Raw genomic sequence first — 14,869 nt, 5'->3', positions numbered from 1 at the left:
AGTCGCACTGGAAAACACGGGGCTATTTCTCTGTTATCAATGGATAAAAAGGCTCAGTATGGTGGTCGTGTCGACACGTCCATCGGCGCGAACAAGCCCCTCTGGCACCGAGATCTGGCCGCGCTGATAGGCGGCGTTGAGCATTTGGTCGATATAGGCTGGCGACTGCCCCTGGGCATGCGCCGTCATCACCAACTGATAAAGCGCACCACCCCCGGCCTGGGGCGCTCGCCCGCCAGTGTCGGTCTGAGCCGCAGCAGTCGGCGCAGGGCTGCGCAGCGCGGCCAAGGTGCTGGCGGTCATCTTCGACATGATGTCATCGCCTGCCCCCGTTGCAGCCGCGGCCATTGCGGGGGTGTCAGCGGCGGGCGCGACCTCTGCCGAAGCAGGTGACGGGTTAACTGCCGCCACCTGCATCAAGCGAGCGAGGTTGTCAGAAGGCCCGGGCGTGGCAGTTCCCGCGGCGGTTTGCGACACCTCTACAGGGACCTCGGTCTCTGGCAACAGCGCAAATGTGGTGGCGCCGAGGATCAGGAGCCCCGCCAAAGCAGCTGCCGCCAAAGCTGGTTTGGCAAAGCGTTCATCGGACAAAAAACCCGCTCCGCGCGGCTGGCCGCCAAAATCGCCACCTGATCCAAATGCGTGTTCAGATGCGGTCGGGGCGTCCTGTCGGGGGCCAGCTGAAAGCGCTTTGGGCTGGGCTTTGGGCGGCAAGTTGGCCGCATCAGCGGGCCCCTCCGCGTCAGGCCTGCTCTTGAGGGCCAGCTTGATATTGCCGGACGTGGAAATCGTCTTGATCTGAGTAGGAGATCGCGAGGTCTCTGTTCTGCTGGTGTGCGCCGACCGGGCAGTGAAATCCTGCCTCTGTTTCAACTGCTGCATTTTGTCCCTCACCCGTCACCGGTCCGCAAAACGCCACCGACGATAAACTTGTTACTTGACGTTTACCTTTTGTTAACCACTCGACCGAATCATGTCAACATTTTGAGTTGAGGGTGCTTTTTGTCGCTAGACGCTGGATAGTTGGCGCTAAAATCAAGGCGCTCCGGGGTCTTCCCCCGGAGCAACAGTTGTTATTTGTTAACCATTTTGGAGAGCAGCAAATAGGCCGCGCCCGCAACAAAGAGCCCCACAAACCAGGCGTAGGTATAGATCATCGCAAAGAACGGCGAGGTCCCATCCGTAAGCCCCACCCCGGCCAGAAAGCCCGGCAGATTTGGCAGAATGCCGATGACCAGCGCCAGGACACCGGCCCAGTTGGTGCCATTGTGCCCCGCATAGATGCCGTTTGATTTAAAGAGATCCGCAACCTCGAGCCGGGTTTTGCGCAAGAGGTAATAATCCGCCAGCATCACGCCCGCGATCGGCCCCAAAAGCGCGGAATAGGCAATCAGCCACCCAACGATGTGGTTCACCAGAATCCACGGGAACATCGCGATCCCGATGGCTGCCGTGATATAGCCGCCACGCTTAAGGTTGATCTTGCTTGGCGCAAGATTGGCAAACCCATGCGCCGGGGCCACCACATTGGCCGCAAGGTTTGTCGTCAGCGTCGCCACGATCAGCGCAAAAAGCGCGATGATCACCGCAGAGCCGCCCATGCGTTCAGAGAGCTGCACCGGATCCCAGATCGCCTCACCAAAGATCACAACCGTGGCCGAGGTCACAGCAGAGGCGATAAAGGCAAACAACGCCATCGGGATCGGCAGACCCACCATCTGCCCCACCAACTGATCTTTCTGGCTGCGGGCGTGACGGGTGAAATCCGGAATATTGAGCGCAAGCGTCGCCCAATAGCCAATCATACCCGTCAGGCTTGGCCAGAACACCGCCCAGAACTGCCCCTCTTTGGGCTGGCCCACATCAAAGGCGCTGGGGGTGGAGAGCATCTCGCCAAATCCGCCCGCCGCAGAATAGGCCCATGCCAGGAGCGCAAGCCCCATCGCCAGCAGGAACGGCGCGGCATAGGTCTCAAGCCAGCGGATCGACTCGGTGCCGTTCTTGATGAAGTAGAGATGCAGGCCCCAGAACGCCAAGAAGCAGACAAATTCGCCAAGGCTGATCCCCAGAAGCGGCAGCGCCTCCGCCGCGAGCGCGCCTCCGGTGAGCTTGTTGACGATCACAAAGATCGCAGAACCGCCAACCCATGTCTGGATGCCAAACCAGCCGCAGGCCACGATCCCACGGGCAACAGCCGGGATCTTGGCCCCCACGGGACCAAAGGACGCGCGCAACAGCACCGGAAACGGGATGCCGTATTTGGTGCCGGCATGGCCCACCAGCACCATCGGGATGAGCACGATGGCATTGGCCGCCAGAATGGTCAGAACCGCCTGATCCCAGCTCATTCCCGCGCCAATCAGATAGGACGCCAGAAGATACGTTGGGATACAGACCACCATCCCGACCCAAAGCGCCGAAATCGACAGCCAATTCCATGTGCGCTCGGCGGCGGTGGTGGGCAGTTGATCCTCGTTATAGAGTTCGGGGTCCAGGCGCGCACGGTCCAGCTGCGCGTGCGCGGCACCCTCTGAGGCGGCATAACCGCTTGTTATGTCAGTCATTTCTAGTTTTCCTCCCTTACAGCCGGATTTGTGGCGTGTTCTTTCAAAGGGCGCAAACCAAAAAAACCCGACGTGCGGGGACAAAATGTGAGACGCAAGATGTCGGGCGTATTGGGCACAGTCGGACCCGCCCAGGGGCGCGCGCCGGCCTGCGCCGATCCCCACTTGTGCTCATAGGAACCTCAAAACCGGTGCAAAACCGCGGCCACCCGCAGACAGTGCTACCCCGCGTCAGCTATGGGAGAAGACCAGCCACACCTCCGTCCGTTAGGAGGGTAGGGCGTTCAGGCTCCAACGTCCTGCGCCAGTTTCTCTAGCGCGGCGACATAGCCAAAAGAGCCAAACCCCGCGATCACCCCGGTCGCAATCGCCGACACATAGGAATGGTGCCGAAAGGCCTCGCGCGCATGTACATTCGACAGATGCACCTCGAAGATCGGCATCTCGCAGGCACTTAGCGCATCGCGAATGGCGACAGAGGTATGCGTATAGGCTGCGGGGTTGATGATGATACCGCAGGCCGAGGTCCGGGCCTCCTGAATCCAGTCGACAAGCTGGCCCTCGTGGTTGGACTGCAGGAACATAAGCTCAAACCCGTGCCCCTCGCACAGCGTGCGACACCGCGCCTCGATGTCGGCCAGCGTTTCGCGCCCATAGATCTCGGGCTCGCGGGTGCCCAGAAGGTTCAGGTTGGGCCCATTGAGAATGTAGACGGTTTGGGTCATCGGGTGTCCTTCAGATGTCGTGAACCAGTGCGGCCGCGCCCGTTCATACGACATTCGACGGGGTTGGCGCCATGATTTCTTCAAAAGGGCCAATCGCCTGCGTCGTTCAAGGATCGGATTTGTCACCGGCGCGGCGCCCGTTTGTCGCCTTGCCATATCCTTCTGGCGGCGCTAGCGCTTGTTCATGGCGCAGCCCACGCCCAGCCCGGATCATTCCCGCGGTCGACCCGCCCCAGCCCGCCGAGGTTTCTGATGCTCTCGATTTTGGCAGACCGCACCTACCGACATCTTTTCCTCGCGCAGGTCGTCGCCCTGTTGGGCACGGGGCTGTCGACGGTCGCGCTTGGGCTATTGGCCTATGACCTGGCGGGCAACAGCGCCGCGATGGTGCTCGGCACTGTCTTTACCCTGAAGATGGTCGCTTATGTGGGGATTGCGCCGGTGGCCGGGGCCTTTGCCGACAGTGTGAACCGGCGCCAGTTGCTCGTGATCCTCGATCTGGTTCGCGCCGGGGTTGCCATCGCCCTGCCCTTCGTGACCGAGATCTGGCAGGTCTATGTGCTGATCTTCCTGCTGCAATCGGCCTCCGCCGCCTTTACGCCCACCTTTCAGGCAACCCTTCCGGATGTGTTGCCCGAAGAGGAGCGCTACACCCGCGCGCTGTCACTGTCGCGTCTCGCCTATGATCTCGAAAATATCATCAGCCCGACGCTGGCCGCGCTGCTGTTGACCGTGATGGCCTACAACACGCTGTTCCTCGGCACGGCGATCGGGTTTCTGGGATCTGCGCTGCTTGTGGTCTCGGTGCTCCTGCCCAGCCCCAAGCCAAGCACGCGGCGCGGGATCTATGCCCGCACCACACGCGGTATTCGGATCTACCTTGCCACGCCTCGGCTGCGCGGGCTCTTGTGCCTGAACCTCGCGGTCGCATCTGCCGGAGCCATGGTGCTGGTGAACTCGGTTGTGCTGATACGCGGAGAGCTTGGCCTCTCCGAGAGCGCGCTTGCCTGGACCCTCTTTGCCTTCGGGGCCGGGTCGATGCTGGCGTCTTTGGCGCTGCCGCGGGTGCTCGACACGCTCAAGGACCGTCCGGTGATGATCGCCGGGGCCACCCTGATGGTGGGGGCGCTTCTTGGTCTTGCGGCTGTCATTGCCCTTGCCGATCTATCCTGGGCAGGCGTGCTGGTGGCGTGGTTTCTGGTTGGGATCGGCTATTCAAGCACACAAACGCCCTCGGGCCGTTTGCTGCGCCGCTCCGCCCATGCCGAAGACCGCCCTGCAATCTTTGCCGCGCAGTTCGCGCTATCCCACGCCTGCTGGCTGCTGACCTATCCGCTGTCAGGCTGGCTGATGACGGGGCTTGGCCCATTGCCAGCACTGGTCGTGCTGGCAGCCCTCTCCGGGCTCGGCATCCTTGCCTGCCTGCGGCTCTGGCCCAAGAACGCGCCCGACGTGATCCTCCATGACCATGAGGACCTGCCGGCGGACCATCCCCACATGCGCCAATTTGGCACCACACCGCATCAACACGCGATCATCATCGACGATCTGCACCGTCACTGGCCAACGCAGGGATAGGATGATCGCCCTCCTTGGTCTGTTTTTCGCGGCGTTTCTGGCCGCGACTTTGATCCCTGCCCAATCCGAGGCGGTGCTTGTCGGGCTGCTGCTGTCCGGGGGTCACTCTGCACTACTGCTGGTCATGACGGCCACGCTCGGCAATGTGCTTGGATCGGTGGTGAACTGGGTTTTGGGCCGCTTTCTCACCGCCTATGCGGACCGGCGTTGGTTTCCCGTCTCCGAACAACAGCTCTCCAGAGCCGCCGGATGGTACCGGCGCTGGGGCTATTGGAGCCTGCTTGGCAGCTGGTTGCCCATCGTCGGCGATCCGTTGACGCTCGCGGCAGGCGTGATGAAAGAGCCCCTCTGGCGTTTCCTTTTGATTGTCACGCTCTCAAAGGGCGGCCGCTATGTGGTGCTCGCCATGGCCACACAGGGGTTTCTCTGAGCCATTTCAGGAACTTGAGGCGCACGTATGGCCACCAGAAGCGTTCTCTCCACCATGCAAGAACCACCTCACACATGACAACAACCAGGCGTCAAAGCCTGGCTGCTGGGGGCAAAGATCAAGTGATGCGATGTCGGGTGACCTTCGCCCGCTCCAGAAGCGCCCGGGCGCGATCCACCGTTCAATCGGTGCTCGGCCCACCGACGCTCTGTCTGGGCCTATCGCGCGCGATCAGACCGCAGACAGATGCCGATCGACCATCCGCTGCACCATGGGGGCAAAATGCCAGAAGTCGGGTGTCTCCATCCCGGCGACCTTGCCCGCCTCGTCGAGGTAACGCACCGCGATGATCTGCTTGAGGTTCGGGTTCTGCTCGAAGGCGCTCACCTCTTCTGGTGACATCGGACCCCCTTGGAGGTTCAAAGAGTGGACCGAAGCGTCTGAGAGGCGCTTGAAATACTCGGGCCGGGTGGCACAGAGATACCGCTTGGCCGCCACATGGTAGCGGCAGCAGTCTGTGACAACTGACGGGAAGAACCGCTCCAGCACCTCGGCGCCCGCATCCTCGTGATGGCGATCCTCGGTGTCATCCATCGTGAACGTGCCAAATTCACTGGTGAAATGTCCGATATCATGCAGCAGCGCGCCGACGATGATCTCTTCGGGCTGGCCGTTGCGCTCTGCGATTGTGGCGCCCTGCAACATATGTTCACCCATCGTCACAGGCTCGCCCAGATATTCCTCGTCCCCGCGGCGATCAAAAATCGACCCGATAAACGCTACGATGGTCTCGCGGTTCAGGCTGTCGATATCCGGCTTCATTCCGCAGCCTCCACGCGCGCATCCCGCATCATCGCATGATAGGCGGAGCGCAGCCCGTCCTTGTCGGCGTAGCACCCTTGCAGCCAGCGTGTCCCCTCGCCCGAATAGCCCTTGCGCGCGTGCAGAACACGGGTGTTGTCGACCACAAAGGCCTCACCCGGCTCGAGCCGGAACGTCACCTCCATCGCCGTATCATCAATGATCTCGCCAAGGCGTCGGTAGGCGGCATAATACGCCTCCATCTTGTCAAAGGGCACATCCGTGATGGTGGCGCAGGAGCGATTGTTGAACCGAATGCCGATCAGCTCCCCATCCGGTGCCAGCTCGATCATCGGACGCCGAGAGGTCAGACACACGCTCGCCTCGCCCGCATATTCAAACTTTGCACAATGCGTCGCCAAAAGCGCAAATCCCTCCGGGTCTTCTTCGCGCAGGCGCAGCGCGGCGGCAAAGCCGTCGACCACCATGTTCTCGCCTCCGGCGGCAGAGCTCTCGAGGCAATAGAGCACCTGAAGCGTCGGCACCGGATCGCGGTAGGGGTTGTCCGTATGCGCCTGAAGCCCGAGCCCGGTGAAGGCAAGGTTTGTGGGGTTCACCTCGGTACGCACCTCAAAATGCCGCCCGTAGTTGGTCTCGCGCACAAAGCCAAAGAGATCGACCACCTTGAACAGCCCGCCCGGCTCCACCGGGGCATTCTTGAGCTTGGCAAAGCCGTAGCGCACAATCTGCCCAAGCCAGTCACGCAGCGCCTGACCACCCTCGGCGAGCGCCGCAAAATCCCCACATGGCACATTGCCCATCAGCCCCGCATCCCATGGCTCGATTTCTTGGGCGAGCCACCCTTGGGTGCTGGGGGCAGCGCGGTCGTAGGAATGCGCCTCAAGCCACGCAAGATCATAGTCAACGGTCTTGTCCTCTGGCGCAAAGCGCACCTGCACCACCCCGTCCGGGTTGATCTGGGCGGTGGCGATCCTTGTGTCAGCGGGGATATCGCGCAGGGCGATCAACCGCTGGCCGTTCCCCGGCGCGCGGGTCTCGGCATCCTGCGCATTGTCACGCAGCCAGATCGCATGGAACCGCTGCGTACCCGTGGCGGTTTCAAGGCTCAGATAGGTTCCGGATGGGTCAACGGAGAGTGTCGGCATAAGAGGCCCTTCGGGATTGATTTCGATTTCACTGGAGTCTCTCAGGGCCAATCAATAAACACAAATCAGGAATATATGACCTGAGACGTGGTTTTCCTTATGAATAAAGATCGCCTGCCTCCGCTTGAATGGATCCGCGCCTTCGAAGCCGCCGCGCGCCTTGGCAGCTTTACCGCCGCCGCAGAGGAACTCGGGCTGACACAGGCCGCAGTGAGCCAGCGGATCGGACAGCTGGAGCAGCTTCTTGGCACGCCCCTTTTTCACCGCCGGGCCCGCGCCATCTCGCTCACGGTAGAGGGCGAAGCCTGGGTGCCCCACGTCCGACTTGCGCTCGAAGGGTTGCGCGACAGCACAGAGGCCGTCTTTGGCACCAGCCGCCAGCGTCTTACGCTTTCGGCCAGCCAGACCGTGATCGAGCTGTGGCTCCTGCCCAGACTGGCCCGCCTGCAAACGCTGACCAATGCTGAAATCTCGGTGCAGTCCATGGTTGTTGGTGCCCATGACGCGCCTCAAGACGATGTGATCCGAATTCGCTATGGTTCAGGCAACTGGCCGCATGCCTACCGCGCCAGCCTCTACAAGGAAGAGATCGCACCCGTCGCAGCCCCCGCGCTTGTGGCGGGCGCGCCGCATTGGACCGGCTTGCCCCGCATCGCCTGCGCGGGTCCGCGCCCGGGTTGGCACGCCTGGGCGGCACGCTTTGGTATCCCGACCACGCCCTTGCCAAGTCTCAGGTTCGACACTCACCTGTCGGCGCTTGGCGCGGCCAAGGCCGGGCTTGGTGTGTTTCTGGCCTCTCTGCCCCTCTGCGCAGAGGCTCTGGACAGCGGCGCCTTGGTGCGGCTCAGCACGGCTTCCCTGCCCCATCACGAGACCTACTGGATGCTGACGAGCCCAGAGGGTGTGTCGCGCGACCAATGGCAGGCGCTCACACAGGCGATCACCGAGATCTGACCGCGACCGTTCAGGATGCCCATCGGGTCAGGCAGCCGCTAAGGGGCAACCGGCGCCTCTGCAGAGTCGCGCGCCCAGGCGGCAAAACGCTCCACCTCCTCGAGACGCGGGTGATCGTTGCGCGCAACCGCCCAAAAGCTGCGCCCCGGCAATGAGGTTGTGGACAGCGGCTTCAATTGCCCGGCGGCAACGGATGCGGCGGCCAGAACGCTGGATGCAAGCACCACACCCTGCCCTGCAATCGCGGAATCAATAGCATGAATTTCCTCGGAAAAATGCTGCGAGACCTCCGGCACGTCCTGCGAAAGCCCCGCGGCGCGCGACCAGCCGTGCCAGCTTGGCGCGGCCTCCGCCCCCCCGCTCCAGCGGTAGGCAATCAGAGGCAACCCCAGCACATCCGCGTCCCGCACAACCGGGTGCCGACAGAGCAGGTCGGGCGCGCAGAGCGGCACCAGCCGGTCCTCGAAAAGTGCCCGCCAATGCCCCTCCGGGCCGGGCTGTCGGGCGTATCGCACCGCAAAATCCACATCCCCCCCGGAAAGATCCACCGGTTGATTGTCGGCTTCGACCTTGAGGTTCAACCCCGCCTCGTTGCGCAGAGCGGGCAGACGCCGCATCAGCCAGAGGCTCGCGAAGGCCACCGTGACCGAGACCGTCAGCGGGCGGCGCGCATCTGGTGCTGAAAGCGCAGCGATCACATCGGCCATGCGATCAAAACCCTCACGCAGAACCGGATAAAGCGCCGCGCCCTCTGCCGACAGCCGGATCGGGCGCGGGTAGCGGTGAAAGAGTTTGACACCGAGTATCTCTTCGAGGAGCCGGATCTGGTGGCTGATCGCCGTTGGCGTCAAGTGGAGCTCTGCCGCGGCCCGCGCAAAATGCAGGTGCCGTGCAGCAGCTTCAAAGGCGCGAAGTGCATGGAGCGGAGGCAAGCGCCGCATCGGTCTCATCCTTTCTGTCTGGCGTTCTGTCTGAGGCGATGTCTTTGGGATCAATCTGGCCGACAGGTGGATGAATCTGCTTCATCCCGAGCCTGAGATATTCGCTTTCGCCAGTGCTGCGCGCGCTTGTTAGGCAAGGCGCATAGTGCATGGACACAGGAGATTGCCAATGCCCACTCTGTTGCGAATTGATGCAAGCGCCCAGCTTGAAGAACGCTCCCTCACCCGTCACCTGACCGATGTGTTCACCAAGGAATTCCTCGCCAAGGCCCCCGACACTAAGGTCATTACCCGCGATGTCGGGCGTGAGCCGATCCCTGCGATCGACCACAAATTCATCCACGCCGCCTTTACCCCACCCGAGGACAGAGAGCCGTGGATGGCCGAGCGTCTGGCGCTGTCGGATGAACTGGTCGATGAGGTGATCGCGGCCGACATTCTCGTGCTTGGCGCGCCGATGTACAACTACGGTATGCCCACCGCACTGAAGGGCTGGATCGACCATGTCGCGCGGATTGGCCGGACCTTTTCCTTTGATCTGGCGCGTGGCGACACCCCGATTGAGCCGATCCTCTCGGGCAAACGGCTGGTGGTGCTCTCCTCGCGCGGCGAGTTCGGCTTCGCGCCCGGGGGCGCGCGCGCGCATCTCAATGCGCTTGATCCGGCGCTGGCAGCCTGCGCGCATTACTTTGGCGTTGCGCAAGCCGACATCGAAACAATCGCGATCGAATACCAGGAGTTCAAGGACGCGCGCCACGAGGCATCGGTAGCCTCGGCTGAGACCCGCACCCGCGCGCGCGCCGCAGATCTGGCCGGTGCAGCGGTAAAAGCCGCCTGAGCGCCACGCCCAAGCCAAGACCCACCGGGCGCGTGGATGAAGATCCGCGCGCCTCAGACAATCTGCGCGCCAGGTCACGCGGGCCTTGGGCGCAGCCGCACATCCAGCGCGCGGGGCTGCGCCTCCTCACCGTTGATTGGCAAGAGATCCATCGGGCAGCAGGAAATCACCACCACGACATCCAGTTCCGCGCGAAACAGCACATGGTCCCCCCTGCGTGAGACCGGAGGGCGCCATTCCATCGCGCCGCCCTCGACCACGGGGGTGTTCATCCAGAGGTTCAGCGGACAAGGCACCGTGGTCGGGCGCAGACCCAGCGCGCCCAGCGCCATGCGCAGGTTGTCGGTGCAATTGTCGTGATAGCCCTCATGCCCAAGCTGCGCGTAGCGATGCACATCGCAGGAGGCCACAAGCGTGTCGTGGACCCCGGGCGAACTATCCTCCAGCAACGTCAGGATCGGACGGCGGCGATTGCTCACCAGCACATCGCCGGGACGCGGCGAGACGCGCCTCAACGTCGGGCGCAGGTGCTCCATTGACAGGTACTCGCCACAGTCACCCTCCACAAAGGCCCAGAAATCCCCGATCTGGCTGCCATCCCGGTTGATGACCATCAAGGCCTCCCCCTGTGCCATGCGGATCGCCCGCCCCTGTCGGGCAGGAATGGTATAGGTCGCCTCGGGACGCAGTCGTCCGCCTTCTGCCAGCGTCTCATGGGCGCTTGGGTTTTCGCCATCGGGCCGCGCGGCCTCAAAGGGGCGGTCAAAACTGGTCATGCGTTTTCTCCATCAAAACGGGATTTGCGTAGGGAGCGGCAGGTTCGCGATGCGGCTGCCAAAGGCCTTCGGCCTCTTGGGAGGCCGCATAGGCGGCGATCTCTTCGAGCGGTGCGAACCAGACATCGCCACGCGCCAGCACCGCTTCGAGCCAGCGTTCCACGACCCGCCAGCGGGCCAGCCGCCCGGTGAGAAAAGGATGCCAGATGCCGATCCAGAGACCTCCGGCCTCATATTGCGCTTCAAACTCTTCAAAAGAGGCCTCAAGCCCGCGACGTGGCGACATCACCGGCATCTTATAGCCGATCTCGTCGAAATGCGCGAAGGGTGGCCAATCATCACTGCCCCAATGCACCGGCAGCTCGTAGAGCGCGCCCGTTGGGGTGTCGATCCGGTAGGGCAGATCATCCGCCATCATCGAACTTTCATAGGTCAGCCCATGCTGCACCGCGAGCGAGAGCACCTCGGGCGTGACGTTATAGACCGGGGCGCGGTAGCCGCGCGGCGTGCGACCGGTGAGGCGCCGGTGCACCTCCAGCGCGCGCTCGAACCAATAGGTCTGGTCTTCGGCGTTCTGCTCGGCGGGGTCTTCGTGCAGATAACCGTGATGACCGATCTCATGGCCCCCGGCGAGGATCGCCTCAACCGTTTCGGGATAGCGCTCCATCACCCAGCCGGGCATGAAGAAGGACTGCTTGAGCCCAAGCCGTCGATAGGTGTCCAGGATGCGCGGCACGCCGGAATTGGGGCCATAGCGGCCCATGCTGATCGGATAGAGGCGGCGGTGCGCGTCTTCGGGACGGGCGATATGGATCAGGCTGTCGGCATCGACATCAAACGTGATCGCACAGGCGCAGCGGGCGCCATTGGGCCATTTTATCGGATTGCGGATCATCTGAGCTTATCCTTTCTCATCAACAGCTTTTCGACCGTTTGTGATGTCGCGAGCAGACGACGGTCGCTATGTGGCGGCCCGACCAGCTGCAGGCCCACCCAGCAGCCCGCCTCCGTCTGGCCGATGGGCAGCGAGATCGCTGGCAAATCGAGCAGGCTGGCAGGCATCGTCAGGCGCAGGGCAGCGGCATTGGTGGCGGCAAAGGCCTCCGGGTCTGCCAAGAGCGGCGCCAGAAGGGGCGCCTCGATGGCGACGGTGGGCAACACATAGAGGGTGTCTTCGGTCTGCATCCTGGCGCGCAGACTGCAGGCCTGCCTTTTGACCTTTTCGAGTGGTTCGCGGTCCAGGCGGGCCGACACACGCAACCGCTCCGCAACAAAGGGGTCAAGGCGCAGAGCCGTCTCGGGAGCCAACAGATGCCCGTAGGTGTCCACCGCCTCACGCGCGCCGGGCCAGCCCCCTGCAGCGATCAGCGCCAATGCGTCCAGAAGGGGCGACTGTCTGGCGCGCTCCATCTTCAGCCCCGCCTCAGCAAGTCGGACCACCGCCGCTTTGAAAGACGCCGCGACCCCTGTAGCCACATCACCAGCCCCAAGCACCTCATGGAGCACCCCAAGGCTGCTGGCCGCATCCGCACAGGTCTCATCGCCCGAGAGCACCGCATCCAGCGCGATCATGTCACTCACCGAGCGGGCAAAGCCGCCTACGGTGTCGTAACTCGGGGCAAGCGGCATCACCCCCGCCATCGGGTAGCGCCCGCGTGTGGGGCGAAAGCCCACCACGCCCTGAAACGCCGCTGGCACCCGGCAAGAGCCAGCGGTATCCGTGCCCACCGCGAGCCGGGTGATCCCCCGCGCCACCGAAGCCGCCGCTCCCGAGGACGATCCCCCCGGCACCCGCCCCTCAAGGAGCGGGGTGCCGTGATGCGGATTGTAACCGATCCCGGAAAACGCAAGCTCGGACTGGTTGGTGATACCGATGCTGACAAGCCCCGCCCTGCGCGCACGGGTCACGACGTCTGCATCCGAAACGGCGGGCGCCAGCTTCGGGTCATGGGCCGCGCCTGCACGCGCCGCGACACCCTTTAGGGCAATCATGTCCTTCCAGGAGATTGTCGCCCCATCAAGCGGGCCCAGCTTGGAGCGACGCGCCGCGCTTTCTCGGGCTTCTGCGCGGGCGCGCTCCGGCAAGCGCGACAGGAACACCTCCGGCGCTTGCTCGGCGCGGCTCAGCGCCTCTTGGGTGGCCTCGAGGACAGCGCTCATGCCGCCCTGCCCCTCGCATCGCCCCCCTCGGCCTGCGGCGGCTCGAGAAGGAATCCGTCGCTCGGGTGCCAGGAGGCATAGACCTGCGCGCCAATGCTGGCGTCGAGTTGCTCCAGTTCGCGCTGCTGAACCTGCGCCACAAGGCTGTGCCCGGAGGCCGTGGTCAGATGCAGGTTGACCACCGCGCCGGCGAACTCTTCCGACACCAATGTGCAGGCGATCTCGTTTTCGCCCCAGCCCGGGTTGGCCGTCACCGAGATCCGGTCCGCCCGCACTGCCAGATCGGCGCGCGCACCCTCCGCGTGCGTAAAACTGCCTGCAAGCTGAACCTTGCCGTCTCGGGTCTCCAGATACCGCTTGCCCCCTGGGGTGCCGGCAATCTTGCCTTCCAACAGGCTGATGCCGCCGACAAACTGCGCGACAAACTTGCTGCGCGGGCGCAAGAAGATGTCCTGCGGGCTGCCAATCTGCTCGACCCGGCCACCGTTCATGATGACAACACGATCCGCAAGCGAGAAAGCCTCAGAATGGCTGTGGGTCACATAGACAAAGGTGATACCCAGCTCACGCTGCAGCTTTTTCAGCTCACCCTGCATCTTGATCGCCATATGGGCATCCAGTGCCGACAGCGGCTCATCCAGAAGCAACACCTTGGGTTCAAGGACAAGGCTGCGCGCCAGCGCGACGCGTTGCCGCTGCCCCCCAGAGAGCCGCGCCACATTGCGATCCGCGTACCCCGAGATGCCCAGCCGCTCCAGCCAGTCATCGGCGCGGTGACGGCGCTCGGTCCTGGAAACACCGCGCATCTTCAGCCCGAACTCGACGTTTTCACGCACGGTCATAAACGGAAACAGCGCAAGGCTCTGCCAGACCATCGGGGTTTCGCGCTCCCAGACCGGCAACTGGTCGATCCGGGTGCCTGCCAGGGTGATCTCGCCCCGGTCTGCGGTCTCAAGCCCGGCCAGCATGCGCAGGCTAGTGGTCTTGCCGCAGCCGGACGGCCCCATGATGGCGATGAACTCCCCTTCGGCAATATCCAGCGAGACCTCCTCGACGGCAACAAAGCTGCCATAGGACTTGGCCAGCCCATCCAGTTTCAGATGTGAGTGGGTCATGTTGTCTCCTCCTTGGACATGGCGCCGCTGCTCTGGGTCAGGACCACGCCAAGCGCGATCAGAACCAGCGTCAGCGTGACGGAAAAACTCAATGTGCCGATCACATGGATCGTGGGGTCCACCTGCCCCTGCAGCGTGGTCAGAACCGCAACCGGGATGGTCTGGTTGAGCCCCCCGGTGAACCAGGAGATGACATATTCATCAAAGGACACGGCAAAGGTGATGAGAAAGGCTGCAAAGATCGCGGGCAGAGTATGGGGCAGAACGATCCGGGTGAGCGCAGAATGCGGCAGCGCGCCGAGGTTCTGAGCCGCAATTTCAAGGCTGTCATCAAGCTGCGCCAGCCGCAGGCGGCAGACCGCCATCGCAAAAGGTGCCGCGATCACCACATGGGCGGCCACCACCGCCATCAAGGTCCCTGCGATCCCGATGCGAGAGAAAAAGGCGAGCATGGCAAGCCCCAGGATCACCAGCGGCACCGTCGGCGGTAACAAGGCCAGCGCCAGAACGGCTCTCTGGCCGGTAAAACGGAACCGATAATCTGCATAAGCCGCGGCAAATCCAAGCGCCGTCGCGATGAGCGCTGTGAGCATGGCCACGCGCAGGCTGTTCCAGAGGGCGTCCAGCATGGCGCGGTCGCTGAGGACTTGCGCATACCATTTGGAACTGAACCCCGACAGGCTGAGGCTGGGGAAGCGATCGGCGCTGAAAGAGAACATCACGGCCGACAGGATCGGGGCATAAAGCAGCACGAACACCAGAACGAGGCCGCCAATCCAGAAGGCTTTGGGAAGGGCATGTTTCAGATGAACAGGCATGGC

The 14,869-nt window shown here is 63.1% G+C and carries 15 protein-coding genes; 4 read left to right on the top strand and 11 right to left on the bottom strand.

Going from position 1 to position 14,869, the window contains the following annotated elements:
* Positions 1 to 36: 36 nt before the first annotated feature.
* The 3 genes from TM1040_RS19720 to aroQ form a co-directional block, all read right to left on the bottom strand.
* Entirely contained in the window at positions 37 to 591 is a 555-nt protein-coding gene (locus TM1040_RS19720; protein WP_193339803.1) for a hypothetical protein, read from the bottom strand.
* A 482-nt stretch (positions 592 to 1,073) separates the two neighbouring features.
* Complete coding sequence (locus TM1040_RS06005) at positions 1,074 to 2,564, bottom strand: NCS1 family nucleobase:cation symporter-1 (RefSeq protein WP_011537686.1); 1,491 nt, start codon at positions 2,562 to 2,564, stop codon at positions 1,074 to 1,076.
* A gap of 284 nt (positions 2,565 to 2,848) precedes the next feature.
* Positions 2,849 to 3,289, bottom strand: coding sequence for a type II 3-dehydroquinate dehydratase (gene aroQ, locus TM1040_RS06000; protein ID WP_011537685.1), 441 nt, complete (start codon positions 3,287 to 3,289; stop codon positions 2,849 to 2,851).
* A 252-nt stretch (positions 3,290 to 3,541) separates the two neighbouring features.
* Between aroQ and TM1040_RS05995 the strand changes: the two genes are divergently transcribed.
* Positions 3,542 to 4,867 carry an MFS transporter gene (locus tag TM1040_RS05995; RefSeq protein WP_011537684.1) on the top strand — a complete coding sequence of 442 codons (1,326 nt, stop codon included), beginning with the start codon at positions 3,542 to 3,544 and terminating at the stop codon, positions 4,865 to 4,867.
* Between the two features lies 1 nt (position 4,868).
* Complete coding sequence (locus tag TM1040_RS05990) at positions 4,869 to 5,297, top strand: YqaA family protein (RefSeq protein ID WP_011537683.1); 429 nt, start codon at positions 4,869 to 4,871, stop codon at positions 5,295 to 5,297.
* 231 nt (positions 5,298 to 5,528) lie between these two features.
* On the opposite strand, the gene TM1040_RS05985 is transcribed toward TM1040_RS05990, so the two are convergent.
* On the bottom strand, positions 5,529 to 6,119 hold the full coding sequence (locus TM1040_RS05985; protein WP_011537682.1) for a (R)-1-hydroxy-2-trimethylaminoethylphosphonate oxygenase: 591 nt from the start codon (positions 6,117 to 6,119) through the stop codon (positions 5,529 to 5,531).
* Complete coding sequence (locus TM1040_RS05980) at positions 6,116 to 7,264, bottom strand: 2-trimethylaminoethylphosphonate dioxygenase (protein WP_011537681.1); 1,149 nt, start codon at positions 7,262 to 7,264, stop codon at positions 6,116 to 6,118. The genes TM1040_RS05985 and TM1040_RS05980 overlap by 4 nt, the downstream gene beginning before the upstream one ends.
* A gap of 99 nt (positions 7,265 to 7,363) precedes the next feature.
* Here TM1040_RS05980 and TM1040_RS05975 point away from each other — a divergent pair, with 99 nt between their 5' ends.
* Positions 7,364 to 8,218: a LysR family transcriptional regulator gene (locus TM1040_RS05975; RefSeq protein WP_011537680.1), complete on the top strand. Its 855-nt coding sequence runs from the start codon at positions 7,364 to 7,366 to the stop codon at positions 8,216 to 8,218.
* Positions 8,219 to 8,256: 38 nt separating this feature from the next.
* On the opposite strand, the gene TM1040_RS05970 is transcribed toward TM1040_RS05975, so the two are convergent.
* Positions 8,257 to 9,159 carry a LysR substrate-binding domain-containing protein gene (locus tag TM1040_RS05970; protein WP_011537679.1) on the bottom strand — a complete coding sequence of 301 codons (903 nt, stop codon included), beginning with the start codon at positions 9,157 to 9,159 and terminating at the stop codon, positions 8,257 to 8,259.
* A 169-nt stretch (positions 9,160 to 9,328) separates the two neighbouring features.
* On the opposite strand from TM1040_RS05970, the gene TM1040_RS05965 reads away from it, so the two are divergent.
* Positions 9,329 to 9,997: an FMN-dependent NADH-azoreductase gene (locus tag TM1040_RS05965; RefSeq protein WP_011537678.1), complete on the top strand. Its 669-nt coding sequence runs from the start codon at positions 9,329 to 9,331 to the stop codon at positions 9,995 to 9,997.
* A 74-nt stretch (positions 9,998 to 10,071) separates the two neighbouring features.
* Here the strand turns inward: TM1040_RS05965 and TM1040_RS05960 are convergent, their stop codons facing one another.
* Genes TM1040_RS05960 through TM1040_RS05940 form a run of 5 tightly spaced genes read right to left on the bottom strand, consistent with a single transcriptional unit; the run spans position 10,072 to position 14,866 of the window.
* The gene (locus tag TM1040_RS05960; RefSeq protein ID WP_011537677.1) at positions 10,072 to 10,773 is read right to left on the bottom strand and encodes a DUF1989 domain-containing protein; all 702 of its coding nucleotides are present in this window, start codon (positions 10,771 to 10,773) and stop codon (positions 10,072 to 10,074) included.
* Positions 10,760 to 11,668 carry a polysaccharide deacetylase family protein gene (locus TM1040_RS05955; RefSeq protein WP_011537676.1) on the bottom strand — a complete coding sequence of 303 codons (909 nt, stop codon included), beginning with the start codon at positions 11,666 to 11,668 and terminating at the stop codon, positions 10,760 to 10,762. Before TM1040_RS05955 ends, TM1040_RS05960 begins: the two co-directional genes overlap by 14 nt.
* A complete protein-coding gene (locus TM1040_RS05950; protein WP_011537675.1) occupies positions 11,665 to 12,933 on the bottom strand; it encodes an amidase family protein in 1,269 nt (422 codons plus the stop codon). The genes TM1040_RS05955 and TM1040_RS05950 overlap by 4 nt, the downstream gene beginning before the upstream one ends.
* Positions 12,930 to 14,048 carry an ABC transporter ATP-binding protein gene (locus TM1040_RS05945; protein WP_011537674.1) on the bottom strand — a complete coding sequence of 373 codons (1,119 nt, stop codon included), beginning with the start codon at positions 14,046 to 14,048 and terminating at the stop codon, positions 12,930 to 12,932. Before TM1040_RS05945 ends, TM1040_RS05950 begins: the two co-directional genes overlap by 4 nt.
* Positions 14,045 to 14,866, bottom strand: coding sequence for an ABC transporter permease (locus tag TM1040_RS05940; RefSeq protein ID WP_011537673.1), 822 nt, complete (start codon positions 14,864 to 14,866; stop codon positions 14,045 to 14,047). Before TM1040_RS05940 ends, TM1040_RS05945 begins: the two co-directional genes overlap by 4 nt.
* Positions 14,867 to 14,869: the final 3 nt, after the last annotated feature.

It is taken from the genome of Ruegeria sp. TM1040 (genome assembly GCF_000014065.1).
Lineage (GTDB): Bacteria > Pseudomonadota > Alphaproteobacteria > Rhodobacterales > Rhodobacteraceae > Epibacterium.
Note: the sequence above shows the minus strand (reverse complement) of the source record. Positions and strands in the feature narration are given on the sequence as shown.

What these genes read in the sequence shown, in the direction of transcription:
- TM1040_RS06005 (WP_011537686.1), bottom strand. Translation starts at nt 2,564, where the DNA reads ATGACTGACATAACAAGCGGTTATGCCGCCTCAGAGGGTGCCGCGCAC.
- aroQ (WP_011537685.1), bottom strand. Translation starts at nt 3,289, where the DNA reads ATGACCCAAACCGTCTACATTCTCAATGGGCCCAACCTGAACCTTCTG.
- TM1040_RS05995 (WP_011537684.1), top strand. Translation starts at nt 3,542, where the DNA reads ATGCTCTCGATTTTGGCAGACCGCACCTACCGACATCTTTTCCTCGCG.
- TM1040_RS05990 (WP_011537683.1), top strand. Translation starts at nt 4,869, where the DNA reads ATGATCGCCCTCCTTGGTCTGTTTTTCGCGGCGTTTCTGGCCGCGACT.
- TM1040_RS05985 (WP_011537682.1), bottom strand. Translation starts at nt 6,119, where the DNA reads ATGAAGCCGGATATCGACAGCCTGAACCGCGAGACCATCGTAGCGTTT.
- TM1040_RS05980 (WP_011537681.1), bottom strand. Translation starts at nt 7,264, where the DNA reads ATGCCGACACTCTCCGTTGACCCATCCGGAACCTATCTGAGCCTTGAA.
- TM1040_RS05975 (WP_011537680.1), top strand. Translation starts at nt 7,364, where the DNA reads ATGAATAAAGATCGCCTGCCTCCGCTTGAATGGATCCGCGCCTTCGAA.
- TM1040_RS05970 (WP_011537679.1), bottom strand. Translation starts at nt 9,159, where the DNA reads ATGCGGCGCTTGCCTCCGCTCCATGCACTTCGCGCCTTTGAAGCTGCT.
- TM1040_RS05965 (WP_011537678.1), top strand. Translation starts at nt 9,329, where the DNA reads ATGCCCACTCTGTTGCGAATTGATGCAAGCGCCCAGCTTGAAGAACGC.
- TM1040_RS05960 (WP_011537677.1), bottom strand. Translation starts at nt 10,773, where the DNA reads ATGACCAGTTTTGACCGCCCCTTTGAGGCCGCGCGGCCCGATGGCGAA.
- TM1040_RS05955 (WP_011537676.1), bottom strand. Translation starts at nt 11,668, where the DNA reads ATGATCCGCAATCCGATAAAATGGCCCAATGGCGCCCGCTGCGCCTGT.
- TM1040_RS05950 (WP_011537675.1), bottom strand. Translation starts at nt 12,933, where the DNA reads ATGAGCGCTGTCCTCGAGGCCACCCAAGAGGCGCTGAGCCGCGCCGAG.
- TM1040_RS05945 (WP_011537674.1), bottom strand. Translation starts at nt 14,048, where the DNA reads ATGACCCACTCACATCTGAAACTGGATGGGCTGGCCAAGTCCTATGGC.
- TM1040_RS05940 (WP_011537673.1), bottom strand. Translation starts at nt 14,866, where the DNA reads ATGCCTGTTCATCTGAAACATGCCCTTCCCAAAGCCTTCTGGATTGGC.